The organism is Flavobacterium saccharophilum (genome assembly GCF_900142735.1).
Lineage (GTDB): Bacteria > Bacteroidota > Bacteroidia > Flavobacteriales > Flavobacteriaceae > Flavobacterium > Flavobacterium saccharophilum.
This window is the reverse complement of sequence record NZ_FRBY01000006.1, coordinates 416,598-442,723: the sequence shown is the minus strand read 5'-3', so window position 1 is coordinate 442,723 and position 26,126 is coordinate 416,598. Positions and strand designations below refer to the sequence as shown.

The 26,126-nt window shown below is 33.5% G+C and carries 21 protein-coding genes; 20 read left to right on the top strand and 1 reads right to left on the bottom strand.

The window, feature by feature from the left end:
* Positions 1-147 precede the first annotated feature (147 nt).
* From BUA98_RS20465 to BUA98_RS20390, 16 genes are all read left to right on the top strand, one after another.
* On the top strand, positions 148-573 hold the full coding sequence (locus BUA98_RS20465) for a CBS domain-containing protein (protein ID WP_072975513.1): 426 nt from the start codon (positions 148-150) through the stop codon (positions 571-573).
* A 159-nt stretch (positions 574-732) separates the two neighbouring features.
* On the top strand, positions 733-3,024 hold the full coding sequence (locus tag BUA98_RS20460; RefSeq protein ID WP_072975511.1) for an NADP-dependent malic enzyme: 2,292 nt from the start codon (positions 733-735) through the stop codon (positions 3,022-3,024).
* A 76-nt stretch (positions 3,025-3,100) separates the two neighbouring features.
* A complete protein-coding gene (gene ruvA / locus BUA98_RS20455) occupies positions 3,101-3,682 on the top strand; it encodes a Holliday junction branch migration protein RuvA (RefSeq protein WP_072975509.1) in 582 nt (193 codons plus the stop codon).
* A gap of 24 nt (positions 3,683-3,706) precedes the next feature.
* On the top strand, positions 3,707-10,906 hold the full coding sequence (sov, locus tag BUA98_RS20450; RefSeq protein ID WP_072975508.1) for a T9SS outer membrane translocon Sov/SprA: 7,200 nt from the start codon (positions 3,707-3,709) through the stop codon (positions 10,904-10,906).
* Positions 10,907-10,992: 86 nt separating this feature from the next.
* The gene (gene gcvH, locus BUA98_RS20445) at positions 10,993-11,373 is read left to right on the top strand and encodes a glycine cleavage system protein GcvH (RefSeq protein WP_056188370.1); all 381 of its coding nucleotides are present in this window, start codon (positions 10,993-10,995) and stop codon (positions 11,371-11,373) included.
* Positions 11,366-11,758 carry a VanZ family protein gene (locus BUA98_RS20440; protein ID WP_072975506.1) on the top strand — a complete coding sequence of 131 codons (393 nt, stop codon included), beginning with the start codon at positions 11,366-11,368 and terminating at the stop codon, positions 11,756-11,758. Before gcvH ends, BUA98_RS20440 begins: the two co-directional genes overlap by 8 nt.
* Before the next feature lie 109 nt (positions 11,759-11,867).
* A complete protein-coding gene (gene deoC, locus BUA98_RS20435; RefSeq protein ID WP_072975504.1) occupies positions 11,868-12,611 on the top strand; it encodes a deoxyribose-phosphate aldolase in 744 nt (247 codons plus the stop codon).
* The gene (locus BUA98_RS20430) at positions 12,612-14,753 is read left to right on the top strand and encodes an energy transducer TonB (protein WP_072975502.1); all 2,142 of its coding nucleotides are present in this window, start codon (positions 12,612-12,614) and stop codon (positions 14,751-14,753) included.
* Positions 14,754-14,909: 156 nt separating this feature from the next.
* Entirely contained in the window at positions 14,910-15,812 is a 903-nt protein-coding gene (gene cyoE / locus BUA98_RS20425; RefSeq protein ID WP_072975500.1) for a heme o synthase, read from the top strand.
* A gap of 2 nt (positions 15,813-15,814) precedes the next feature.
* Complete coding sequence (locus tag BUA98_RS20420; protein WP_072975499.1) at positions 15,815-16,402, top strand: cytochrome c oxidase subunit 3; 588 nt, start codon at positions 15,815-15,817, stop codon at positions 16,400-16,402.
* A 42-nt stretch (positions 16,403-16,444) separates the two neighbouring features.
* Complete coding sequence (locus tag BUA98_RS20415) at positions 16,445-17,428, top strand: cytochrome c oxidase subunit 3 (protein ID WP_072975497.1); 984 nt, start codon at positions 16,445-16,447, stop codon at positions 17,426-17,428.
* A gap of 18 nt (positions 17,429-17,446) precedes the next feature.
* A complete protein-coding gene (locus BUA98_RS20410; RefSeq protein WP_072975495.1) occupies positions 17,447-17,797 on the top strand; it encodes a cytochrome C oxidase subunit IV family protein in 351 nt (116 codons plus the stop codon).
* Between the two features lie 79 nt (positions 17,798-17,876).
* A complete protein-coding gene (locus BUA98_RS20405; RefSeq protein ID WP_072975493.1) occupies positions 17,877-18,533 on the top strand; it encodes a hypothetical protein in 657 nt (218 codons plus the stop codon).
* A gap of 10 nt (positions 18,534-18,543) precedes the next feature.
* Positions 18,544-19,233 carry an SCO family protein gene (locus tag BUA98_RS20400; protein ID WP_072975491.1) on the top strand — a complete coding sequence of 230 codons (690 nt, stop codon included), beginning with the start codon at positions 18,544-18,546 and terminating at the stop codon, positions 19,231-19,233.
* Position 19,234: 1 nt separating this feature from the next.
* Positions 19,235-19,774, top strand: coding sequence for a DUF420 domain-containing protein (locus BUA98_RS20395; protein ID WP_072975490.1), 540 nt, complete (start codon positions 19,235-19,237; stop codon positions 19,772-19,774).
* A 34-nt stretch (positions 19,775-19,808) separates the two neighbouring features.
* On the top strand, positions 19,809-20,066 hold the full coding sequence (locus tag BUA98_RS20390) for a hypothetical protein (RefSeq protein WP_244279243.1): 258 nt from the start codon (positions 19,809-19,811) through the stop codon (positions 20,064-20,066).
* A gap of 39 nt (positions 20,067-20,105) precedes the next feature.
* On the opposite strand, the gene BUA98_RS20385 is transcribed toward BUA98_RS20390, so the two are convergent.
* Positions 20,106-21,512 carry a DUF4403 family protein gene (locus tag BUA98_RS20385; RefSeq protein WP_072975585.1) on the bottom strand — a complete coding sequence of 469 codons (1,407 nt, stop codon included), beginning with the start codon at positions 21,510-21,512 and terminating at the stop codon, positions 20,106-20,108.
* A 176-nt stretch (positions 21,513-21,688) separates the two neighbouring features.
* Here BUA98_RS20385 and BUA98_RS20380 point away from each other — a divergent pair, with 176 nt between their 5' ends.
* Genes BUA98_RS20380 through BUA98_RS20365 form a run of 4 tightly spaced genes read left to right on the top strand, consistent with a single transcriptional unit; the run spans position 21,689 to position 26,050 of the window.
* Entirely contained in the window at positions 21,689-22,390 is a 702-nt protein-coding gene (locus BUA98_RS20380) for an ABC transporter ATP-binding protein (protein ID WP_072975488.1), read from the top strand.
* Complete coding sequence (locus BUA98_RS20375) at positions 22,383-23,627, top strand: ABC transporter permease (RefSeq protein ID WP_072975487.1); 1,245 nt, start codon at positions 22,383-22,385, stop codon at positions 23,625-23,627. The genes BUA98_RS20380 and BUA98_RS20375 overlap by 8 nt, the downstream gene beginning before the upstream one ends.
* Positions 23,628-23,629: 2 nt before the next feature.
* The gene (locus tag BUA98_RS20370) at positions 23,630-24,895 is read left to right on the top strand and encodes an ABC transporter permease (RefSeq protein ID WP_072975485.1); all 1,266 of its coding nucleotides are present in this window, start codon (positions 23,630-23,632) and stop codon (positions 24,893-24,895) included.
* A 39-nt stretch (positions 24,896-24,934) separates the two neighbouring features.
* The gene (locus BUA98_RS20365) at positions 24,935-26,050 is read left to right on the top strand and encodes an efflux RND transporter periplasmic adaptor subunit (RefSeq protein WP_072975483.1); all 1,116 of its coding nucleotides are present in this window, start codon (positions 24,935-24,937) and stop codon (positions 26,048-26,050) included.
* Positions 26,051-26,126 lie beyond the last annotated feature (76 nt).

The window sequence follows — 26,126 nt, the reverse complement described above, 5'->3', positions numbered from 1 at the left end:
ATTTGATCCTTTATTTGCTGTAAATTTTTGAAAACGCAAAATTTGATGTATTATATTTAAAATGAATAAGTTAACTCTTAAAAAATGGCATTGGCTGTTATTTACGTGTATTTTTTTTTAACTTTATAGTCCTAAAATTTTTCAGATATGACTGTAAATCAAATACTAAACGCAAAAGGTAAAAATGTTTATTCCGTACTTTCAACAACTACGGTGTACGAAGCATTAAAAGTAATGGGAGAAAAAAACATAGGAGCTATCCTTGTGATTGATGGAACCGACTTAAAAGGAATACTTTCTGAAAGAGATTATGCCCGAAAAATTGTTTTAAAAGACAAATCCTCAAAAGAAACCTTTGTGCATGAAATTATGGAAAGTAACGTTTTTTCAGTAAATCTTTCAAACAATATTGAGGATTGTATGGAGCTGATGAGCACAAAAAGAATCAGACATTTACCCGTTTTAGAAGACGAAATTGTGGTTGGAATTATCTCAATTAGCGATGTTGTAAAAGCAATTATAGAAATTCAAAAAGACACAATTAATCATTTAAACTCTTATATTTCACAGTAATTAAAGTTTAAAAATAAAGTTTATTAAATAGTCCAAATTATCTTGGACTATTTTTTTTGGCCTTTTGTAAAATGTTATTTTAACAAAAGAAAGCTATAAAAACACGCCATTTTAAAACAAGACTTATATCTTTGTAAGCTAGAATAAAAGCTAAAAATAATGAACAAAGAGAGTAAAAGAAGAGAAGCGTTACTGTACCATTCAGAACCAACTCCAGGAAAAATTCAGGTAGTTCCAACAAAAAAATATGCAACCCAAAGAGATTTGTCTTTGGCTTATTCGCCAGGTGTTGCAGAGCCGTGTTTAGAAATCGCAGCAAACGTAGATGACGTTTATAAATATACAGCAAAAGGAAATTTAGTTGCCGTTATCTCAAACGGTACAGCTGTTTTAGGTTTAGGAAATATTGGTCCGGAAGCTTCCAAGCCAGTTATGGAAGGAAAAGGATTGCTCTTTAAGATATTTTCAGATATTGATGTTTTTGATATCGAAGTTAATACAGAAAATGTTGAAGAATTTATCCAGACGGTAAAAAATATTGCTCCAACTTTTGGAGGAATCAATCTGGAAGATATTAAAGCGCCGGAATCTTTTGAAATCGAAAGAAGACTGGTTGAAGAATTGGATATTCCGGTAATGCATGATGACCAGCACGGAACAGCAATTATCTCTTCTGCGGCTTTAATCAACGCGCTTGAATTAGCAGGAAAGAAAGCAGAAGATGTAAAAGTAGTAGTTTCCGGAGCAGGTTCGGCTGCGATAGCTTGTACTGATTTATATGTTTTATTAGGTGTAAAAGTCGAAAATATACGAATGTTTAACAGTAAAGGACTTTTGACAAAAGACAATCCTTCACTATCAGACTTGCAATTAAAATATGCTGTTGATGGCCCTAAAATAGAATTAGCCGAGGCTGTAAACGGAGCTGACGTTTTCATCGGTTTATCTTCAGGAGACATTCTTTCGCCTGCAATGTTATTGACAATGAAAGATAATCCGATTGTTTTTGCAATGGCAAATCCAAATCCGGAAATCGATTATAATTTAGCCGTAGAAACACGAAAAGATGTTATTATGGCTACAGGGCGTTCAGATTTTCCTAATCAGGTAAATAACGTTTTAGGTTTTCCTTATATTTTTAGAGGAGCACTAGATGTAAGAGCGACCAAAATTAACGAAGCTATGAAAATGGCTGCAGTAAAAGCATTGGCAATATTAGCTAAAGAACCAGTTCCAGAGCAGGTTAATGTGGCGTATGGTGCAACAAAATTAGGTTTTGGTCAGGACTATATTATTCCTAAACCATTTGATCCAAGATTAATTACTATCGTAGCTCCGGCTGTTGCAAAAGCAGCAATGGAATCTGGAGTTGCAAAAAATCCTATTACAGACTGGGCAGCTTATGAAGATGTGCTTCGAGAACGTATGGGGAATGATAATAAAATGGTTCGTTTGATGACAAACCGTGCTAAAATGGATCCTAAAAGAATTGTTTTTGCAGAAGCAGATCAGTTAAACGTTTTAAAAGCAGCACAAATTGTTCATGAAGACGGAATTGGTTTTCCTATTTTATTAGGAAATAAAGAAGTAATATTAGAACTTAAAGCAGAGTTAGGTTTTGATGCAGAACTTGAAATCATTGATCCTAAAACAAACGAAGAAGAATCAAGAAGAAATAGATTTGCTAAATCATACTGGGAAACAAGAGAGAGAAGAGGTGTTTCGTTATTGGATGCCCAAAAATTCATGCGTGAAAGAAATTATTTCGCTGCCATGATGGTTAACGAAGGTGAGGCAGATGCTTTAGTGACTGGTCATACAAGAAGTTATCCAAGCGTTGTAAAACCAATGTTACAATTAATTGAAAAAGCACATAATGCTTCATTAGTTGCCACTGCAAATATGATGTTGACATCACGTGGGCCAATGTTCTTGTCAGATACTGCAATAAATATAAATCCTTCTGCTGAAGATTTGATTAATATTGCAATTATGACGGCTAAAACTGCAAAAATGTTTGGAGTTGAGCCAGTTATAGCAATGGTTTCTTATTCAAATTTTGGATCTTCAACAAGTCAGAGTGCTTCAAAAGTTAGAGAGGCAGTAGCTTATTTGCATAAAAATCATCCGGACTTAATTGTTGATGGAGAAATTCAGGCAGATTTTGCTTTAAATCAGGAAATGCTTGCAGAGAAATTTCCATTTTCTAAATTAGCTGGAAAAAAGGTAAATACCTTAATTTTTCCTAACTTAGAGTCGGCAAATATTACTTATAAATTATTGAAAGAATTGTATAAAGTAAATTCAATTGGGCCAATCATGATGGGTATGGGTAAACCGGTTCACATTTTCCAATTAGGCGCAAGCGTTGAAGAAATGGTTAATATGGCTGCAATTGCAGTTATTGATGCACAGGAAAAAGCCAATAAAAAAAATAAATTAGCTAAATAGTCAATATAATAAGGATCAGATAATATTGTCTTATTTTTATTGCATTTTTATTATATTTGATACCATAAATTATACTATGATAGCACATTTGCAGGGGAAGTTAGTTGAAAAAAATCCCACAGAAGTTGTAATTGATTGTGGTGGAGTGGGATACCATGTAAATATTTCTTTACACACCTTTTCACTAATCCCTAATGCTGATTTTATAAAATTGTATACGCATCTTCAAATCAAAGAAGATGCGCATACATTATTTGGTTTTGCCGAAAAATCAGAGCGTGAAATATTTAGAATGTTGTTATCTGTTTCAGGCATCGGAGCTAATATTGCACGAACAATGTTATCTTCAATCGAACCCAGACAAATAATTAATGCAATTGCTTCAGGAGATGTTGGTTTAATTCAATCAATTAAAGGGATTGGAAATAAAACTGCGCAACGTGTGATACTTGATTTAAAAGAAAAAGTGTTAAAGTTATACGATTTAGATGAAGTTTCCGTTGTTCAAAACAATACAAACCGAGATGAAGCGTTATCTGCTTTGGAAGTTTTAGGTTTTGTTCGAAAAACTTCAGAAAAAGTAGTTGAGAAGATCGTAAAAGAAGATCCCGAAGCCACCGTTGAGACCATTATCAAAAGAGCCTTGAAAAGTCTGTAATCTAATTTAAGACCACATTGTTGTATGCGTAAAATTTGTATTTTGTTACTGTTTTTGCTTTGCGGTAATTTTTTGCGTGCGCAAGTAAATCAGTCAGTTCAGGATACAACTAAAACGCAGTTTTCTGTTGGTAAGGTAGAACTTAAAAATCCACCAAGTATTTCATCGGCTTATAAATATGATCCGGTTACAGACCGATATATTTACACCAATTCTGTTGATGGTTTTTCAATAGATTATCCAATTATTTTAACTCCTAAAGAGTACGAAGATTTAGTTTTGAAAGAATCCAGAAGGGATTATTTCAGAAAGAAAATGGACGCTATCGACGGTAAAAAGACGGGAAGTGAAGCGGCCAAAAAAGATTTGCTACCTCGATACTATATTAATTCAAGTCTTTTTGAAAGTATTTTTGGTAGTAATACCATTGACGTAAAACCCACAGGTTCAGTTGAAATGGATTTGGGAATTCGTTATACCAAACAAGATAATCCTTCTTTTTCGCCAAGAAACAGATCCAGTCTAACCTTTGATTTCGATCAGCGAATCAGTATGAGTTTAATGGGGAAAGTAGGGACGCGTCTTGAGGTAAACGCCAATTATGATACGCAATCTACATTTGCTTTTCAAAACCTGTTTAAATTAGCTTATACCCCTTCAGAGGATGATATTATTCAGAAAGTAGAAGTTGGTAATGTCAGCATGCCACTGAATAGCACTTTAATTCGTGGAGCACAAAGTTTATTTGGAGTTAAGACACAATTACAGTTTGGAAAGACAACAGTTACCGGTGTTTTCTCAGAACAAAAATCACAAACAAAGAGTGTTGTAGCCGAAGGAGGTGGTACAGTTCAGAATTTCGATTTATACGCTTTGGATTATGATAATGACAGACACTTTTTCTTATCCCAATATTTTAGAAATAAATATGATGCTTCCTTAAAAGGATATCCTTTTATTGATAGCCGTGTACAGATTACCAGAATAGAAGTTTGGGTTACCAATAAACAAAATCGTGTAAGTACTACCAGCAATAATTTAAGAAATGTTATCGCATTACAGGATTTAGGTGAGGGACAAATTACCGGAATTCCAGATAATGAAGTTGTAGTTATTAGTTCTTCGACAGGATTTTTTAATAATCCAATTGATTCTCCAACAGATAACAATAATAACAAATATGACCCGGAGACCATTGGTCAGGCTGGATCCTATTTAAACTCTAATATTAGAGAAATCGTAACGGCAAAATCAGGATTCAATAACACAAATGTTAGTGAAGGAACTGATTATTCGATATTAGAAAATGCCAGAAAATTAACTACGAATGAGTTTACTTTTAATCCGCAATTAGGATATATCTCGTTGCAACAACGTTTGGCAAATGATGAAATTTTAGCGGTTGCGTTTGAATATACCGTCGGAGGTAAAATTTATCAGGTAGGAGAATTTGGTAGTGACGGTGTTGATGCAACTGTTGTTACCGGAAATAACAATTCAAATCAGGCAATTATTTCACAAAGTTTGGTTTTAAAAATGCTGAAAAGTAATTTGACCAACGTTCAAAATCCGGTTTGGGACTTGATGATGAAAAACGTGTATCAGATTCCACAGGCTTACCAAATAAAACAAGATGATTTCAGATTAAATATTCTTTATACGGACCCTTCTCCAATAAATTATATTACGCCAGTTCAGGGATCAACTTTTCCGGCTAATCCAACACCAGATAATAAAGTGGATCAAACACCATTATTGAATGTTTTTAATCTGGATAGATTAAATTACAACAATGACCCGCAAACAGGTGGTGATGGTTTCTTTGATTATCTTCCAGGTATAACAGTTGACGTTCAAAACGGCCGAATTATTTTTACAACGAAAGAACCTTTTGGAGAACTGTTATTTAAGAAATTACAGAATACAGGTTCTGGCGAAAATTATAATGACCCAACTACATATAATGCAAATCAGCAGAAATATGTATTTAGAAATATGTACAAAAACACACAATCCGGCGCGTTGCAGGATAGTGATAAAAATAAATTCTTATTAAGAGGAAAGTATAAATCCTCTGGAAGTAATGGTATTCCCATTGGAGCATTTAATGTACCACAAGGATCTGTTGTTGTTATGGCGGCAGGAAGAAGACTTGTAGAAGGTGTAGATTACAGTGTCGATTATCAATTGGGTAGAGTTCAGATTCTTGATCCTTCTCTTCAGTCATCCAATACACCAATTGAGGTTTCGTTGGAAAACAACTCTATTTTCGGGCAACAGACCCGAAGATTTGTGGGATTCAATATCGAACACAAAATTTCTGATAATTTTGTTGTTGGAGGGACTTATCTTAAAATGACCGAAAAACCGTTTACGCAAAAATCGAGTTATGGTCAGGAATCTGTAAATAATACGATTTTTGGTTTTAATGGAAATTATGCAACCGAAGTCCCTTTTTTAACCAGATTAGCTAATAAATTACCTAATATTGATACAGATGTTCCTTCGAATCTTTCTATCCGTGGTGAAGTTGCTTTCTTAAAACCTGATGCTCCAAAAGCTAGTGATTTTGAAGGTGAAGCAACAATTTATGTTGATGATTTTGAGGGATCACAATCTACAATCGATATGCGTTCAGCATATGCCTGGAGTCTGGCATCAACCCCCTATTTGAATTCTATAAATGATAATACTTTTAATGCCAATTCTAATACATTAGAGTATGGTTATAAACGTTCAAAATTAGCGTGGTATACTATTGATCCTATTTTCTATTCTTCAAAGCCGTCAGGAATTTCAAATGACGATTTGTCTCTAAATACAACGAGAAGGATTTACAGTAAAGAACTATATCCAAACACTGATATTGCTCAGGGGCAGATACAGGTTATCAATACACTTGATTTAACCTATTTCCCATCAGAGCGTGGGCCATATAATAATAATCCTGGTTTTAATAGTGATCCTGTAACATCGAATTTTGGAGGAATTATGCGTTCTCTGAATTCAACCAATTTTGAGCAGGGGAATGTAGAGTATATTCAGTTTTGGGTACTTGATCCGTATGTTGGAAATGCCGAGGCGCAACCAAACAATACAGGTAAGATCTATTTCAACTTAGGGGAAATGTCGGAAGATGTTTTAAAAGACGGAAGAAAACAATATGAAAATGGGTTAGGCCCAGATCAGGTAATGGTAAATCCACAACCAATTTGGGGTGATGTTCCTGCGTCACAATCTTTAATTTATGCATTTGATACTAATGCAAACAATCGTCAAAATCAGGACGTAGGTTTGGATGGTCTTCCAAGTTCAAAGGAAGGTAGCGTTTATACTAATTATGCAGGAGAAGAAGATCCGGCGGCAGACAATTATACGTATTATTTAAATACAGATGGAGGCGTATTAGATCGTTATAAAAAATATAATGGTACAGAAAATAACTCTGCAGTAAGCATTGATGACCCTAATCGTGGTTCGACAACTTTACCAGACGTTGAAGATATCAATCGTGACAATACAATGAGTACGATTAACGCGTATTACGAGTACAGTATTGATGTAAAACCGGGAATGCAGGTAGGTCAAAATTATATTACAGACATACGTGAAGTAACTAATATAGAATTACCAAATGGAGGTACAACCAACGCAAGATGGATTCAGTTTAAAATCCCTGTTGCTCAGCCTCAAAATACAATTGGAAATATTACCGATTTTAGATCTATTCGTTTTATGCGAATGTTTATGACTGGTTTTAACAACCAGATGACGATGCGTTTTGGTGCCTTGGATTTAGTAAGAGGAGAGTGGAGAAGATATACCGGAACACTTGATGCTAACGACACAAACCCTGATGATGATGGTACCGAATTTGATGTTGCGGCAGTTAATATTCAGGAAAACAGTACAAAGTGTCCTGTAAATTATGTTATTCCGCCAGGAGTTCAGAGAGAGCAATTGTATAATAACAATACCATTATCAATCAAAATGAGCAATCATTGGCATTGAGAGTTGGAGGAACGGGTTTACAATATCAGGATTCCAGAGCAGTGTTTAAGAATGTTAGTGTTGATATGCGTCAATACAAAAAACTTAAAATGTTCTTGCATGCCGAACAATTACCTGACGAAAATACCTTGTTAGATGATGAAATGGTGGGATTCATTCGTTTTGGTAATGATTTTACCCAAAACTATTATCAGGTCGAAATTCCGTTAAAAGTTACAAGAACTGGAGGTTCGTGTACGATAAGTCCAGATTTGGTGTGGCTTGAAGATAATAACATTGATTTGGCAATGGAACTTTTGACCAAAATGAAAATTCAGGCAATGAGTATCGATATTAATTCTACTAAACGCGATATAAACGGAGTTTATTACCCCGATGACGATTTGAGTTTAAGTGGAGGAGATGGAGATGGTAAATTGAAATTAGGAATAAAGGGAAATCCAAATTTTGGTTTAGTTAGAAATTTAATGGTTGGGGTAAAAAGTAGAGCAGATCATAAAGATATAAAAGGAGAGGTTTGGTTTAATGAGCTTCGTATGTCGGATTTGGATAACAAAGGCGGTATGGCTGCGCTATTAAATGTCGATACTAATATGGCTGATTTTGCCACACTTTCTGCTGTCGGTAGAAAAAGTACAATTGGTTTTGGATCTTTAGAACAAGGTGCTAATGAACGTGATCGTGAAGATATTCAGCAGTATAATATTGTTACCAATCTAAATTTAGGAAAATTGTTGCCGCAAAGATGGGGAATAAATTTGCCTTTTAATTATGCTATTGGTGAAGAAGTAATAACGCCGGAATATGATCCTTTTAATCAGGATATAAAACTAGATCAATTACTAAAGGAGACAACCGATCCGGATGAAAAAGATAATATCAGAACTCGTGCTGTAGATTATACAAAGCGAAAAAGCATCAACTTTATTGGTGTTAGAAAAGATCGTGCGCCAGAACAAAAACCTCATGTTTATGATGTAGAAAATTTAACATTTTCGCAATCGTACAATCAGGTGGAACGTCATGATTACGAAGTTGAAGATTATGAAGATGAGCAGTCAAATACAGCGGTTAATTATGCTTATACTTTTCAGCCAAAAGAAGTAGTTCCTTTCAAGGATACTAAGTTCATGAAGAAAAGTGATTACTGGAAAATGTTGAGTGATTTTAATGTTAATTACTTGCCATCAAATATAACGTTTAATACAAATGTTTTAAGACAAAGCAATCGTCAGCAATATCGAGATGTAGAGACGCAAGGAATTGGACTTGAACCACTTTATAGACGAAATTTTGCATTTAACTATCAATATGGTTTTGGTTATAATTTGACGAAATCATTAAAAATAAATTATAACGCTGCTTCAAATAATATTGTAAAAAATTATTTGAATGAAGATAATAGTCCTAAGGAAGATTTTAATATCTGGGATAGTTATTGGGATGTGGGAACACCGAATCAACACTTACAGCAATTGGTGTTGAACTACGATATTCCGATTAACAAAATCCCGCTTTTAAGTTTTGTTAAAGCAAGTTATTCATATACGGCTGATTACAGTTGGCAACGATCTTCAACAGCTTTATCTGAATATGTAGATCCTGATACGGGTACTTTATATGATTTAGGAAACACGATTCAAAATGCTAATTCAAATACGCTGACAACAACCCTTAATATGAATTTGTTGTATAAGTATTTAGGTTTGACTCCGGGTGCAAAATCTGCAAAGCCTAAAGCAACAGCTCCTCCAAAACCGGGAGAGAAAATTGTCAATACAGCTAAGCCAATAAATAATAGTAGTCCATTTTACGATGGAATGATTGGTATTTTGACGAGCGTAAAAAACATTCAGGTTAATTATACAAAGAATAGCGGAACAGTATTGCCAGGTTATACGCCTGGAGTTGGTTTCTTTGGAACGGCAAAACCTTCATTAGGATTCGTTTTTGGAAGCCAGGATGATGTGCGTTATGAGGCTGCTAAAAATGGCTGGTTAACCAATTATGATAACTTCAATCAGAACTTTACACAAGTAACAAACAAACTTTTAAAAATTACAGCTAATATTGATTTGTTGCCTGATTTAAAGATTGATTTGGCAATGGATCGTGCTTATTCTGAAAACTCATCAGAACAGTATAGTGTAGTAAATGGCGAGTATTTACCTTTATCACCTTATACTTATGGAATGTTCTCTATTTCAACTGTATTGATAAAAACATCTTTTTCGACTAGTGATGAAACGCAGTCGGCTGCATTTGATGATTTTAGAAATAATCGTTTAGTCATTGCAAATCGCCTTGCTGAAGACCATTATGGTGGAGCTGCAATTCCAAGATATGGAGATGTCAATAATCCTATTCCGGCGGAGACAGATCCAAACTATGCAGTTTATGTGGCAAATCAGGGATATCCAATAGGTTTTACAAAAAGTAATCAGGCAGTTTTGTTGCCTTCGTTTTTAGCAGCTTATTCTGGCGGGAATGCTTCAAGTGCTTCGACAGATATTTTCAGAAGTTTTCCAATTCCAAACTGGAGTATTAAATACAATGGTTTAATGCGATACAAATATTTTAAAGATAAATTTAGACGTTTTTCACTACAGCATAATTATAGAGCATCCTATACTATAAATCAGTTTAGATCTAACTTTGATTATAATGAGAATCCGGGAGGGCAAGATGTTAATACTAATTTTTATAATGAAACCATTATGTCTAATGTCAATTTAGTAGAGCAATTTAGTCCGCTTATCCGTATGGATTTTGAATTGAAAAGCTCTTTAAGAGTCTTGACAGAAATTAAAAAAGACAGGGCATTATCGATGAGTTTTGATAATAATTTATTGACAGAGGTTAAAGGTCTGGAGTATATTGTTGGTTTAGGATATCGTTTTAAAGATGTTATTTTCTCTTCAAGACTGGCAGACAATCCAACAGGAATTATAAAAAGTGATATTAATATAAAGGCTGATTTCTCTTATAGAAATAATCAAACGTTAGTACGTTATCTGGATTATGATAACAATCAGCTTGCAGCTGGACAAAATATCTGGTCATTAAAACTTACAGCTGATTATGCATTTAGTAAAAACCTGACTGCAATATTTTATTATGATCACTCGTTCTCAAAAGCTGTAATATCAACTTCATTTCCGTTAACTAACATTCGTTCAGGTTTTACACTGCGATATAATTTCGGAAATTAATTTTTTTAGTTTCTAAACGGGATTTCATTAGAAGATTGTTACATTTGTGGCTAAAAAATTCAATTATCAATTTCAAACATAGTATTATGAGCATACCAGCAAATTTAAAGTACACAAAAGATCACGAATGGGTTAGCATCGAAGGAGATGTTGCAACTGTAGGAATTACTCATTTCGCTCAAAAAGAGCTTGGAGATATAGTGTATGTTGAAGTAGAAACTTTAGATCAGACACTTGATAAAGATGAGGTTTTTGGTACAGTTGAAGCTGTAAAAACAGTTTCTGATTTATTCTTGCCTTTAACAGGAGAAATTATTGCTTTTAATGATAGCCTGGAAAGCGCACCAGAAACAGTGAATTCTGATCCTTACGGAGCAGGATGGATGATTAAAATAAAAATTGCTGATGCATCAGAAATAGATTCTTTATTATCTGACGAAGCTTACAAACAACTTATCGGTGCCTAAACAACTTCTTTTAATCTGGGCGATTATTTGTTCAGGTATCATTACTTATTTTTGTTTGACGAATTCAGGTAATATTCCGGCAATAAATTTTCCTAGCATAGATAAAATTGTTCATTTTTGTTTTCACTTTGGATTTACGGTTTCATGGATTTTATTTTTCAAAAAAGAGCTGAAAGGAAAAGAAGCTAACGACTATAAAGCTTATCTTATTTCGTTTATATTTTCTGTTTTTTTTGGAATTACAATCGAAATTTTACAAGGTGTATTAACTACAACGAGAACCCCGGATATAACGGATGTTTTATCAAATACAATTGGAGCAACCACTGCGGTTTTTTCTGCTATAGCTTTTAGGAAGCAAATCGATAAAATAATAGGAATATAATTACCCACTTCGGTGGGTTTTTTTATTGCTAAAAATCAAGCTTAATTTGCAACGTTTTTATTTAGAATTAAAATGTATTTTTGTCAAAATTCGATGTAAAATCAAAGTCATGAATATCAAGCAATATTTAGATTCAACATATTTGAAAACTGCTTCTCAGGCCGGTCTTTCTGAAGATGAAAACATTGATATTGTAAAAGAATCAATTAAAGAGGCAATTAAGGAAGGTTTTAAATTGATTATGATCAGGCCGACATATGTAAGTTTAGCTAAAGAAATGATTGTAAAAGCTAACTCGAATTTACTTATTGGCACTGTTATAGATTTTCCGGAAGGTAAATCTTCAATTGAAGACAAGATCAAAGAGGCAAATCAGGCAATAGAAGATGGAGCAGATGACTTAGATTTTGTTTGTAATTATGAAGCTTTTAAAAATGGTGAAATTGCTGTTGTGAAACAAGAAATTGTTTATGGTACACAAATCGGATTAGCTCATAATAAAACAGTAAAATGGATTATTGAAGTTGCAGCCCTGACAGATAAAGAAATTATGCAGCTTTCTGCATTGATAAAAAATATAGTGATATCAAATTTTAAAGAAGAAGATTTTGCTTCGGTATTTGTAAAATCCTCAACAGGTTTTTATAAAACTGAAAATGATTTGCCAAACGGAGCGACAATGGCATCTATTATAATGATGCTGGAAAATGCATCACCTTTACCAATAAAAGCAGCTGGAGGAGTAAGGTCGTATAAAGATGCTATTGATATGATTAGTTTAGGTGTTAAGCGAATCGGAACTTCAGCAGCAAAAGAAATTGCAAACGGAGAGAATGCCCCAAATGATTATTAAATGAAAACCCAAATTTACGTGAATAAGATTTTTTTAACCTTTATTTTTACAATAACTACCTTATTTGTTTTTTCGCAAGAAAGTAATAATTCTGTTGTAAAACCTGGTTTTACAACAGAGCAATTTCCTGTTTTTCCAAATTGTGAAAATTTGGAATCTAAAAAACTGGAAAATTGTTTCTACAAAGAAGTTCAGGATTTCGTCTTTCAAAACTTTCAGGTGCCTGAAAATTTAAAACAAACCAATTATAAAGGTGAGGTAAAAGTGCTTTTTGAAGTTGATGCCACAGGTGTATTTAAAGTGATTTATGTGAATACTACAAATGATGCACTGGCGGAAGAAGCAAAAAGAGTTTTTGGTCAATTTCCTCAGATTAAACCATCGACTTATAATGGAAAACCAACTTATTCAAAATATACGATTTCAATTGGTATTCCTCTAAAAAGTGCTGAGCAAATTGCTTCTGAAGCATTAGCGGCTGCGGAGATTTTAAAACCAGTCGAAAAGCCAATGACAGAACTTGATAGTATCGTCTATAAAAAATACAATAATCCTGAATTTGACAGTCATTTAAATATTCCGTTTTCGCATAGTTATTATGCCCAATTTGATGGTGCAATGAATCAGGTTGGAAGTAATAATCATACAGCCTCAAAGCCCTATACATATTCAGAAGTTTCGAAATATTATAATTTAAAGGCAGTTACTGAATCGCTTCAAAAAAAGGTGTCCACCTGGTTGGGAAGAAAATGGTGGAATGAAAATTTGGTTCAGATTCAAGGTGAAGATTACTGGTTGGCATTAAATCCTATTGTTGACTTGCAAATGGGTAAAGCATCAGATCTTGATGCTTCCTATACTTATGTAAATACAAGGGCTCTTAATTTTAGGGGTGGTTTAGGTAAACAAGTCAATTTTACAACCACGGTTTTTGAAAGTCAGGGAAGATTTGCAGGATATTTTAATGATTATGCCGAGACATTGAAACCTTCAGGGGGAAATCCGGCAATCATTCCGGGAATTGGTATTGCAAAAAGATTTAAAACAGATGCATACGACTTTCCTTTAGCAGAGGCTAATATCACCTACGTACCAAGTAAGTTTTTTGATTTTCAGTTAGGATATGGAAGGAATTTTATTGGAGATGGTTATCGCTCATTGTTAGAAAGTGATGGAGCAAGTCCGTATCCGTATTTTAAAATCAATACTACTTTTTGGAAAATAAAATATACGAACACATATATGTGGTTAAAAGATGTTCGTCCTGATGTTACGGTTGAAAAAACATATGCAACAAAATTCATGGCAAATCATTATTTAAGCTGGAATGTTTCGAATAAATTAAATTTAGGTTTCTTCGAATCTGTAGTTTGGACTGATAGCAACAATAGAGGATTTGATGTTAATTTTGTGAATCCAATTATCTTTTATCGTACAGTTGAGTTTAATTCATCTTCCAGAAGTGGAAATGCGCTTTTAGGATTTACTGCTAAGTATAAGTGGAATAATAATGTTAATTTATATGGTCAATTTTTATTGGATGAATTTTCAGTCGGAGATATGGCAGCAGGAGAACAAAGTTGGAAAAATAAGTTTGGTTATCAATTAGGAGCAAAATACTTTAATGCCTTTGATGTTAAAGATTTATTGCTGCAAGTAGAATACAATCATGTTCGTCCTTATGTATACTCGCATAGTGCTGTTATAACAAACTATGGTCATAATAATCAAAGTGTCGGGCATCAGTGGGGAGGGAATTTCAATGAGCTTCTGGTAATTGGCCGATATCATAAAGGACGTTATTTTGGTGATGCTAAATTTACAATGGGTACGAGAGGTTTAGATTTTGATACCACTGAAGATAGTTATAATTACGGAGGTAATATTTATAAAAGTTACGATGAAAAGCGACCATACAATACTGGTGTAAAGGTGGGGCAGGGAAACAAAACAAGTGTTTTTATTGCAGATATTCAGGGTGGTTATGTAATAAATCCAATGACGAATCTGAAGCTGTTTGGAAGCTTTATCTATAGAAATTTTGACCCGACACAAGAAACCGCTACAACTTTCAAACAAAGCACAACATGGTTCACCGTCGGACTGCGTACTGATGTCTTCAATTGGTATTTTGATTACTAGGATTTAATAAGATTTTTCGAAATAATTGTGTTAAAGATTTACAAGTCCTTATTTTATAAAGGTTTTATTGAAAAAAATCTAATTTTATAGTCAGGAATTCTACAATCTAATTTGTACATTTGCACCACTCAAAAAAAACATACAAACAATAACGGTTTGAATACTACAAAAAACACATTCTCATTTAAATCAATATTTCAAGATTTTAAAGAAATAACTAAAGCAGGATTAGCTATTAGTGTTTTGTTTTCCTCGATTGCGGGATATTTATTGGGTGTAAATGATCAACACCCTTTTAAATGGAGTGTTTTGATCATTTTGTCTATAGGAGGATATTGTATGGTTGGGGCTTCGAATGCCTTTAATCAGGTGATAGAAAAAGATATTGATTCGTTAATGGATCGTACAAAAAATCGCCCGGTTCCGTCTGGAAGAATGTCGCCAAAAGTAGCTTTGTTTGTAGCAAGTCTGCTGACTATTTTGGGAATTGGTTTGTTGTATTCAATAAATCCGAAGTCGGCAATGTTTGCTGCAATTTCAATATTTTTATATACAAGTATTTATACACCATTAAAAACGGTAACTTCGTTGTCAGTTTTTGTTGGTGCGTTTCCTGGTGCGATTCCGTTCATGTTAGGCTGGGTGGCTGCTTCAGGAGAGTTTGGTATTGAAGCCGGAACTTTGTTTTTGATTCAGTTTTTCTGGCAATTCCCTCATTTTTGGGCTATTGGATGGTTTTTATATGAAGATTACGAGAAAGCTGGAATCTTTATGCTTCCAACAGGTAAAAAAGATAAAGGCACAGCATTGCAGATTATATTATATACAGTTTGGTTAATAATAGCTTCATTACTGCCGGTTTTAGGTTTTACGGGGCAGTTGTTTATTAGCCCAATTGCTGCAATCATTGTATTCTTATTAGGTCTGTGGATGTTGTTTTATGCAGTTCGTTTATATAAATTGAGAACAGCAAAAGCAGCAAGAACATTAATGTTGGTGAGTGTTTCGTACATATCACTATTACAAATAGTATATATTGTAGATAAATTTTTAAGATAGTTATGGAAATGACAATGACAACAGGTGAGGAACAATTACGAAAAGCAAAATCGGCTAAACTGATTTTGTTATTCGCCATGGTAAGTATGACCATGATGTTCGCCGGACTTACAAGTGCATTTGTAGTAAGTAAATCAAGAGCTGACTGGTTGAAGAATTTTGAATTGCCAACAGCATTTTATTACAGTACAGCTGTTATTATTGGTTGTAGTGTTACTTTTTATTTGGCGAAAAAGGCTATTCAGAAAGATAACAGAAGCGCGACAACAGCATTACTTTTAGGAACATTAGCGTTAGGAATTTTATTTGTGGTTTTGCAATTTGTTGGTTTTGGACAAATCGTAGAAAGTGGTTATTATTTTACAGGAGAAGGTAGTTCAATTACTACAACTTTTCTTTATGTAGTTACCGTTACACACTTGTTACACTTGGCTGGTGGACTAATTTCACTTTTAATTATAATTTATAATCATTTTAAACAAAAATACAATTCGACTCAAACTCTTGGTATAGAACTAGGTGCGATGTATTGGCACTTTTTGGATTTATTATGGGTATATTTATTTTTATTTTTATATTTCTTTAAATAAGAAAAAAACGTAAATTTGGGAACTTTTTAACGAATATCTTTTATGGAAGCGACAGTTACTACTGCAAATAACGACGAAAAAACTTGGGGAGGCGGAGATATCCAGCCATTAGGAGCAAGTTATGGTAAAATGATGATGTGGTTTTTTATCGTATCAGATGCCTTGACATTCTCTGGATTCCTTGCTGCTTATGGTTTTTCTAGATTTAAATTTATTGAAACATGGCCTTTGGCTGATGAAGTGTTTACTCACTTCCCATTTATGCATGGCGTTTCGGCTCCAATGTATTATGTAGCCTTAATGACTTTTATTTTGATTTTCTCATCTGTAACGATGGTTTTGGCTGTTGATGCAGGTCACCAATTGAAAAAGACAAAGGTTGCTGTTTATATGTTCTTAACTATTATTGGAGGTTTAATCTTCGTTGGTTCTCAAGCCTGGGAGTGGAAAAACTTCATTAAAGGTGAATACGGAGCGGTTGAAACAGCAGGTGGAGGTTTATTGCAGTTTGTTGATGCACAAGGTAACAGAGTAGCTCTTGAAAAATTTGCGGTAAAATTGCCAGAACAAAGAGAAGCACTTACAAGATCACACGGTATGTGGTTTGTTGAAGATGCAGAAACGCAACCTACTTATTCAGTTGCTGAAGTACAGGCTGGTTTTAAAGCACATCCTGAATTATTAATCAGAACGGAGCAACTTACTGATAAAAAGAAAAAAACAGTATTGACAAGAGCAGAATCTGAGTCTCGTCTAAGTACTGCAAAATATGTAGTAGAAGGAGCTAACTTAACAAGAAACGAATACGGAAGTAAATTATTTGCTGATTTCTTCTTCTTCATTACAGGATTCCACGGATTCCACGTATTTTCTGGAGTTATTATCAATATCATCATTTTCTTTAATGTATTATTGGGAACTTACGAGAAAAGAAGAAGCTACGAAATGGTAGAGAAAGTTGGTTTATACTGGCACTTTGTCGATTTAGTTTGGGTATTTGTATTTACAGTTTTCTACTTAGTTTAATTTTAGATTTTAATTATTATGTCACACGAACACGTATCAAATACAAAAAGAATCTGGTTTGTTTTTGCTTTGCTTTCAGTAGTAACTACAGTAGAAGTTATCCTGGGTATTTTAAAGCCAGAATCATTAGAATTTAATCATTTTGTAGGTTTGAATTTGTTGAACTGGATTTTCTATATCCTTACAATTTTCAAAGCTTATTATATAGTATGGGCATTTATGCACATGGAAGGTGAAAAAAGCAGCCTTAGGTGGTCTGTTGTATCGCCAGTTATTTTCCTAGTTTTATATTTATTGTTTATTCTATTGACAGAAGGACATTATATTTATGGGGTTTTTAAAGATTCTACTATTAAATGGAATTTTTAACATGATATTAATTCGAAAAGAAGCTCCGTTTAACGGAGCTTTTTTTATTTTTGTACTTCAATAACTTCCAGTTAATATAATGAAAAAAAATATAGTTCTCTTTGTACTTTTTGTTCTGCCGATTGTAGCCTATTTATTTTTTGCTTCAGGAGTAAATAGTTTTACTAAACTTCCAACAATAACTCCTAAAATTGCTGACTTTGGTAATTGGAAATCACTAAAAGGAGAAAAAGTAACCTTAAATAATAAGATTACTATTCTTGGTTTTTCAGGCTCTGAAATTCTAAAAAACAGAGGAAATTTTTTCAATCTGAATGAGAAAATTTACCAACGTTATAATGGCTTTAAAGATTTGCAGTTTGTAGTTGTTTGTCCTTTAGGAACAGAAAACGATGCGCAGAAAATAGTGGAATCTTTAGGTGCTTTTACAGATGTATCTGGCTGGCATTTTATTTTTGCTTCTCCTCAGGAAATTAAAAACTTTTATGATCAATTGCATTTGAAAGGAAAACTAGATCAAAATCTTGGAACTTCAAATGTTTATATCGTAGACAAAGCAAGAAATTTAAGAGGTAGAAAAGGTGCTTCTAAAGATAAGAAAGACGAGTATAAAGAAGGTTATAATACTTTTCATCCATCTGAGTTAAGCAATGAAATGCTCGATGATTTTAAAATCATTTTATATGAATATCGCGCTGCTTTAAAAAAGAATCACAATGCCACAAAAGAACTTTAATCTTTAAAATATGTTTAAAAACAAATCATATATCGGAATTTCATTTATCATTTTAATCTTCGGAATTTATGCGGTGCCAAAAATTGTGGACAGAATTAAAAATGGTGAGATCGTAAAAGGAAATCGTTTGGATAATGTAGGTTTGAAATCTTCAAAATCGGATGCTAAATTGTTGACAATCGGTCCTGCTCCAAAATTTGAATTAACTAATCAGGATAACGCTAAAGTATCAAATGAAACTTATAAAGGGAAAGTATATGTTTTAGAGTTTTTCTTCACAACATGTCCTTCTATTTGTCCAAAGATGAATTTGAGTATGCTGGAGATTGAGAAAACTTTTTTCGGAAATCCAAACTTTGGAATTGTATCCATTACAATTGATCCGGCTCATGATACACCGCAAGTTTTAAAAGATCATGCAAAGTTGTTAGGGGTAAAATCGTCGAACTGGAATTTTTTAACGGGTGATAAAGCAACAATAATGGATCTGTCAAACAAAGGATTCAACTTGTATGCAGGAGAAAATGCAAAGGTAAATGGTGGTTTTGAGCATTCAGGTTTGTTTGCTTTAATTGATAAAGATGGAAATATTCGTTGTCGCAAAGATGAATTTGGAAACCCAATTTTATATTACGACGGACTAGATAAAAAAGGAGTAAGAGATATTCAGGAAGACATTAAAATACTATTAGAAGAATAAAATGGAAGATAATTCATTAGAAAAAAAATTCAGCAAATTAATTGTTGCTGTTTCAATTGTAATTCCGGTTGTGGTTGCTATCTTGTTTGGAGTTAAGTTAAAAGACTTTGGAATTAATGTTGAACCGCTTTCGTTTTTACCTCCAATTTACGCTACGATAAACGGAATTACAGCAATCGTTTTGATATGGGCTGTTTTGGCTATTAAAAATGGAAAGCGTAAACTTCACGAGCAATTAATGACTTCGGCAATTGCGTTGTCTGTAGCCTTTTTAGTAATGTATGTTGCATATCATATGACGGCTGATTCTACTAAATTTGGAGGAGAAGGAGCGATACGTTATGTATATTTCTTTATTTTGATAACGCATATTTTATTGTCTATAGCGATTATTCCTTTGGTTTTAATTTCATATGTGAGAGCGTTATCAAAAAGTTTCGATAGACACAGAAAAATAGCTAAAATAACTTTTCCACTTTGGTTATATGTAGCTGTAACAGGTGTAGTGGTTTACTTAATGATTTCTCCTTATTATGCATAAAATAGAAAATAGAATAAAGAATAAAGAAAATAGAATGGAAAATAGAGGTGGAGTTAGAAAATTAATGTCAACTAAATATTTCTATGTTCTTTTCTTCACGTTCTTTTCTCTTGCAGTTAATGCTCAATGCGCTATGTGCCGTGCGGCGCTTGCAGGAGATTCAAACACAAAAAAGGCGGAAGCAGTAAATGACGGAATCGTTTATTTAATGGTAATTCCGTATTTACTTGTTGGAATTATTGGTGTTCTGATTTATAGAATGTATCAATCAAAAAAGAAAAAAGCAGTATAATTTTATACTGCTTTTTTCTTTTTTGGCTTCACTTATATTTTATTTCAATCCATCAACAGAAACATTGACCGTTCCACTTATTTTTATAAATGCTATGATAGCCTGATTGGTTAACTGAATTTTATCAAACTGAATATCTTCAATTTTTCCATTTACAAATACACCCGGCATCGGAGAGTAGTTTTTAAGATAAGTTGCCATGCTTTTTTTACCTTCTTCTAAGTTGGGTTGAATAGAATAACGACAGCTTTCTTCCATTTTTCTTAAAATGTATCCTTGACCCAGCCAGCTTGCTGTGCGCATTAATTTACTTTTGGTATCTAAAACATAATCTAGCTTCTCAAAATAGATTTCTTTTGTTTGAGGATTATATTGTGGAAATCCATTTAAATAAAGCGTTCCGTTTATAGATCCTAAAACATCTAAAGCAATAACCATTTTACCATCTTTGTGCCAGATGCTGACATTTTTCACCGTTATTTTTTTGCTTCCTGAACCAAATTCCTGACCAGCAAAATTTTTAGTCATAATTTTAGAAGCATCAATATAGGTTGAAATTGCGGCAATATTAGCAGCAATCTGATTTGGAATTTTAGCAACAGGTTTTAGGATAATTTTATTGGCATTGAATTTAGATTCGGGTTGTTTGCCAACGATAGTTTCCATATTACACTTTACTCCCATGTCTAGTAAGAACAAATCATTTTTAAGTTTTGCATTTGTCGAATAGATTTCAACAGGAGTAATTCGCAACCAGCTTTCATAAGTGTCACTCATTTGAAATGGTGTGCATATTTTTTCTAAAGCAGATAAAACATTCGGTTTAAAATCCATTGATTTTTCAATTGCTTCATCTATTTTCTTTTCAATTTTAGATTTAAAAATAGAAATTGCAGGATTTACTAAGTATGTTATTGGCATATTTTTTCCAAAAACCTGCATTGTTGGACTTTCGTTCCAATCTAAAGATTTGAATTCGGTTTTAGTGTTTAATTTCCAATTTGTTAATGCAACTTCACTTGATAAAGTAATAACACCATTCAGATTAAATTCACGAGTATCGTAAAGTTCAACTCCGAGTTTTTTTGTTCCAATTCGATATTTGATAGTTGCTTTTAATGGCAGGATTGTTTTTATCTTTTTATCAGGATTTGCAGGATCATTTTGAATTTTTATTGGAGCTTGCTTCCAAATTTTCATTTCAATATCATCATCTTCGATATTATTGTCCTCATAAATTAATCCGTTTAAAATTGAGTTGGTCTGATATTCAATATCGCTCAATTTTACCGTTATTGGAAGGTTGATAAAGGAGGGATTTGCATCATAAACGAGCGGACTTGCATCATCTGGTTCTGGTTTTAACGTTTCTAATTTTTGAGATGTAGAACATCCGGAAAGTAGTGTAAGTGCCGTGAATAAAGAGAAAATGGATAAAAACTTCATCATTAAGATTTTTTTGACTGATGCAAAATTAAGAAAACAATTATATTATCTTAAAAATGTGTAACATTTGATAAAGAATCGAGTCTTATTGTAATATCAAAACGAAATTATTAACGTTTTCTTACCATAAATTACTTAATAAAAATGTTATTATTGTTTTAAAATTTAACAGTACCATGATCGAAATCAAAGATTTACATAAATCCTATAAAATGGGAAGTTCAGAATTACATGTGTTAAAAGGAATAAATTTTAATATTGAAGAAGGCGAGCTGGTTGCTATCATGGGGTCATCCGGATCAGGAAAATCTACACTTCTTAATATTTTAGGAATCTTGGATGAGGCTGATTCTGGTAGTTATATTTTAGATAAAACTCCTATTAAAAAATTGAACGAGACGATTGCTTCTAAATACAGAAACAAATTTTTAGGTTTTGTTTTTCAATCTTTTAATTTGATTAATTATAAAAGTGCATTAGATAATGTGGCGATGCCATTATATTATCAAGGTATAAAGAGAAAAGAGCGATATGAAATCGCAATGAGATATTTGGAGAAAGTGGGTTTGGGTTCACATTCACACCACTTACCAAATGAGCTTTCAGGTGGTCAAAAGCAACGCGTTGCAATCGCCAGGGCGTTAGCTTCAAATCCAAAAGTTTTATTAGCCGATGAGCCAACAGGAGCTTTAGATACCAAAACTTCGTACGAGGTTATGGAACTTATTCAAGGAATTAACGATGAAGGAAAAACCATTTTGATCGTTACACACGAACCTGATATTGCCGCAATGTGCAAAAGAAATGTGGTCCTGAAAGATGGATTAATTATCGATGATAAAAAGGTAGAACAAGTTAGAGCTTCATCTTATGTTTAATATTGAGCGTTGGCAAGAAATATTCGAAGCAATCTCCAAAAATAGGTTAAGAACATTCTTAACAGGAATTTCTGTAGCTTCAGGTATTTTTATTTTGGTGATTTTGCTAGGTGCGGGAAAGGGGCTTCAGAACGGAATTGAAAAACAATTCGAGCGTGATGCAGCCGGTATTATTGAAGTTTGGTCCGGAACGACTACAAAAGAGTATAAAGGGTTGAATCCGGGAAGACAAATTCAGTATAGAGACGCCGATTATAATCAATCTGTACAGAAATTTGATGATAAGTTAGATATGAGAGCATCAACCTATAATTTTTGGGGAGGTGCATTTTCATACGGAAAAGAATCAGGAAGTTATCAATACAGAGGTGTTACTCCAGATTATGGCGGAATTGAAAACCTTGTAATAGTTCAGGGGCGTTATGTAAATAGCTCAGATTTAGCCAATAATGAAAAGGTAGCCTGTATTGGAATGAAAGTTAAAACAGATTTGTTTAAAGACAAAGACGCTCTGGGTAAAGAAATTATAATCAATGGCATTAATTTTAAAGTAGTTGGAGTTTTTACTGATCCGGGAGGAGAAAGAGAAGAAGCGAGAGCATATTTACCTTTAACAACTGTCCAAAGAGCTTTTGGTGGTGGAGATAAAATAAGCAATTTGTTTTTTACGATGAAAAAAACAAATGATTATGATGAAGCTTTAGCACAATCTAAAAAATTCACACAAGATTTGAAGGATTTGCTGAAAAGCAGAAATATGGTAGCTCCTGAAGATGATGGTGGTGTTGGTGTTTATAATTCAGTTGAAGATGCCAAGCAATTTTATGATTTGAATCTTTATATCAGATTGTTTTTTTGGTGGGTAGGAATTTGTACTATAATTGCCGGAGTTGTTGGGGTAAGTAACATTATGTTGATTATCGTAAAAGAAAGAACAAAAGAAATTGGAATCAGAAAAGCACTTGGCGCATCTCCGTTTTCAATTATTTCAATGATTCTTCATGAGTCGATTTTTATTACGACCATTGCTGGTTTTGTTGGACTTCTGGCAAGTTTATTATTGTTGGAGTTTGTTGGCCCGATGGTTCAAAGTGAATATTTTCAACATCCCGAAGTCGATTTCAGTGTGGCATTGACAACACTTGCTCTACTAGTATTTGCGGGAGCATTGGCAGGATTTTTCCCAGCATACAGAGCAGCCAAAATTAAACCTATTGTAGCACTTAGAGACGAATAATTATGTTTAAGAAAGATAATTGGGACGAGATTTTACAGGCTTTAACAGCCAACGTTTTCAGAACGACTCTGACTGCATTTGGTGTGTTTTGGGGTATATTTATTTTGGTAATATTATTGGCGGCAGGAAATGGTTTAGAAAATGGTATCAAAAAAGGTTTTGACGGAATAGCCACAAATACTATGTTTATGTGGAGTCAGACCACTTCTAAGGCATATAAAGGTTTGCCAAAGGTTCGTCGTTATGACTTTAGGAATAGTGATGTAGCAGCTTTAAAAGCAGCTTTGCCAGATTTATTATATGTTTCGCCAAGAAATCAATTAGGAGATTTTAATGGGACAAATAATGTAGTGCGAGGTACAAAAACTTCAGCATTCACAGTTTATGGTGATTATCCGGAGCTTATCAAGCAACAACCGATGGATATCATTAAAGGACGTTTTATAAATCAGCAGGATATTAATGAAAGAAGAAAAATTGCTGTAATTGGAAAAGGTGTTATCAGTGAACTATACGGAAAAGAAGAAGAAGCTGTTGGAACATATATAAAAGTTAACGGAGTTAATTTTATGGTAGTTGGTGTTTACCATTCTAAACAACAAGGCGGAAATGCAGAACAGGAACAAAAAAATATTTTTGTTCCGTTTACGACTTTCCAGCAAGCATTTAATTACGGAGACAAGGTGGGCTGGATGGCACTTACGGCAAAGGATGAAACTTCAATAACAGATTTAAAACCAAAAATACTTGAGCTTATAAAATCACTTCATTCGATAAACCCGGCTGATGATCGTGCAGTAGGTAATTTTGATTTGTATGAGCAATTCAATAAAGTGCAGAGTTTGTTTGATATCTTAAAAATCATTGCCTATTTTGTTGGAACACTGGTTTTGATCTCAGGTGTTATCGGAATTTCCAATATTATGCTTATTGTAGTTAAAGAACGTACTAAGGAAATTGGAATTCGTAGGGCTTTAGGTGCAACACCTGGTGCTATTCGTGGACAAATTTTATCAGAATCAATATTTTTGACTATCATTTCAGGTATGTTTGGTATTGCCGTCGCAACGGGAATCATTGCTATTTTAAATATGATTTTAGATTCGATGCCCCCCGATAGTAACACTATGTTTGCTAACCCTAGTGTTGATTTAGGAGTAGTATTTGTGGCATTATTAATATTAGTAGGATCTGGTTTGTTGGCAGGATTTATTCCGGCACAGACCGCAATTAATGTGAAGCCTGTAGATGCTTTACGAACAGAATAAATTATCAATCAAAATATAATCGATTAAACCAAAAACAAAATGAAAAAAGGAGTAACCGTAACCATTTTAATCTTTATTGCTATAGTTTTCTTTGGCGCACTTTACTATTTGTATGCTAAAAATCAAGAATCTCCAATCGTTTTTAAAACGGAGAAAGCAGAGATTAAAACGATCGTAAAAACCACCATTGCAACGGGTAATATTCAACCTGATGAAGAGGTCTTAATCAAGCCAAATATTTCGGGTATTATTGAAGAAGTATACATCAAAGCTGGTGAGAAAATTAAAGCAGGCGACATGATTGCTAAGATTAGAGTTGTTGCTAATGTATCTAACGTAAGTAGTACCCAAAATCAGGTGCAAACAGCTAAAATTGCTTTAGATAATCAGGAGAAAATCTATAAAAGACAAAAAACCTTATTTGAAAAAGAGGTAATCTCTGCTAACGATTTTGACGCAGCTCAGTTAGCCTATACTCAGGCGAAACAAAATTATGTGGCTGCAAGACAAAGTTTGGATATTGTAAAAACAGGAACTACAACATCATTGGGAAGTTATGCTAATACTTTAATTCGTTCAACAGTAAACGGAATGGTTTTGCAGGTTCCCGTAAAAGTTGGAAATCAGGTTATTGAAAGTAATAATTTCAATGAAGGAACTACAATTGCCAGTGTTGCTGATGTTGGCAGAATGATTTTTATTGGAAAAATAGATGAATCTGAAGTAGGGAAAATCAAAGTTCAAATGCCAATTGAAATTACTGTTGGTGCAATTGAAAATAAAAAATTTGAAGCAGTTTTAACAGATATCGCTCCTAAAGGAGTAGTAGAAAATGGCGCAATTCAGTTTGAAATAAAAGCTTCTTTAGAAAACAGGGATGCTACTTTTATCAGAGCTGGATTAAGTGCAAATGCATCTATTATTTTAGAAAAAGCAGATAAAGTAATGGCGATCAAAGAATCATTGGTTCAATTTGACAAGAAAACACAAAAACCATATGTTGAAGTAGAGACTGCTCCTCAGAAGTTTGAAAGAAAGGATCTTGTCCTTGGTGTGAGCGACGGGATATACGTTCAGGTTAAAAGCGGTATCAAAAATTCTGATAAAATTAAAATCTGGAATCAGGGCTTGATTAGCGAAGGAGAGAAGAAATAATTGAAAGTATAAGGATTTTTTTGGTTTTAAAAAATGTTAAATTTGCGTAGTGTTTCTACTATGCTTTCATTCAAAA

Excerpts from the sequence above, each read along its gene's own strand:
- BUA98_RS20460 (WP_072975511.1), top strand. The coding sequence starts at position 733 with ATGAACAAAGAGAGTAAAAGAAGAGAAGCGTTACTGTACCATTCAGAA.
- BUA98_RS20420 (WP_072975499.1), top strand. The coding sequence starts at position 15,815 with ATGGAAATGACAATGACAACAGGTGAGGAACAATTACGAAAAGCAAAA.
- BUA98_RS20410 (WP_072975495.1), top strand. The coding sequence starts at position 17,447 with ATGTCACACGAACACGTATCAAATACAAAAAGAATCTGGTTTGTTTTT.
- BUA98_RS20370 (WP_072975485.1), top strand. The coding sequence starts at position 23,630 with ATGTTTAAGAAAGATAATTGGGACGAGATTTTACAGGCTTTAACAGCC.
- BUA98_RS20375 (WP_072975487.1), top strand. The coding sequence starts at position 22,383 with ATGTTTAATATTGAGCGTTGGCAAGAAATATTCGAAGCAATCTCCAAA.
- ruvA (WP_072975509.1), top strand. The coding sequence starts at position 3,101 with ATGATAGCACATTTGCAGGGGAAGTTAGTTGAAAAAAATCCCACAGAA.
- deoC (WP_072975504.1), top strand. The coding sequence starts at position 11,868 with ATGAATATCAAGCAATATTTAGATTCAACATATTTGAAAACTGCTTCT.
- BUA98_RS20380 (WP_072975488.1), top strand. The coding sequence starts at position 21,689 with ATGATCGAAATCAAAGATTTACATAAATCCTATAAAATGGGAAGTTCA.
- BUA98_RS20365 (WP_072975483.1), top strand. The coding sequence starts at position 24,935 with ATGAAAAAAGGAGTAACCGTAACCATTTTAATCTTTATTGCTATAGTT.
- BUA98_RS20415 (WP_072975497.1), top strand. The coding sequence starts at position 16,445 with ATGGAAGCGACAGTTACTACTGCAAATAACGACGAAAAAACTTGGGGA.
- BUA98_RS20385 (WP_072975585.1), bottom strand. The coding sequence starts at position 21,512 with ATGAAGTTTTTATCCATTTTCTCTTTATTCACGGCACTTACACTACTT.
- BUA98_RS20395 (WP_072975490.1), top strand. The coding sequence starts at position 19,235 with ATGGAAGATAATTCATTAGAAAAAAAATTCAGCAAATTAATTGTTGCT.
- BUA98_RS20400 (WP_072975491.1), top strand. The coding sequence starts at position 18,544 with ATGTTTAAAAACAAATCATATATCGGAATTTCATTTATCATTTTAATC.
- gcvH (WP_056188370.1), top strand. The coding sequence starts at position 10,993 with ATGAGCATACCAGCAAATTTAAAGTACACAAAAGATCACGAATGGGTT.
- BUA98_RS20430 (WP_072975502.1), top strand. The coding sequence starts at position 12,612 with ATGAAAACCCAAATTTACGTGAATAAGATTTTTTTAACCTTTATTTTT.
- BUA98_RS20465 (WP_072975513.1), top strand. The coding sequence starts at position 148 with ATGACTGTAAATCAAATACTAAACGCAAAAGGTAAAAATGTTTATTCC.
- sov (WP_072975508.1), top strand. The coding sequence starts at position 3,707 with ATGCGTAAAATTTGTATTTTGTTACTGTTTTTGCTTTGCGGTAATTTT.
- BUA98_RS20405 (WP_072975493.1), top strand. The coding sequence starts at position 17,877 with ATGAAAAAAAATATAGTTCTCTTTGTACTTTTTGTTCTGCCGATTGTA.
- BUA98_RS20390 (WP_244279243.1), top strand. The coding sequence starts at position 19,809 with ATGGAAAATAGAGGTGGAGTTAGAAAATTAATGTCAACTAAATATTTC.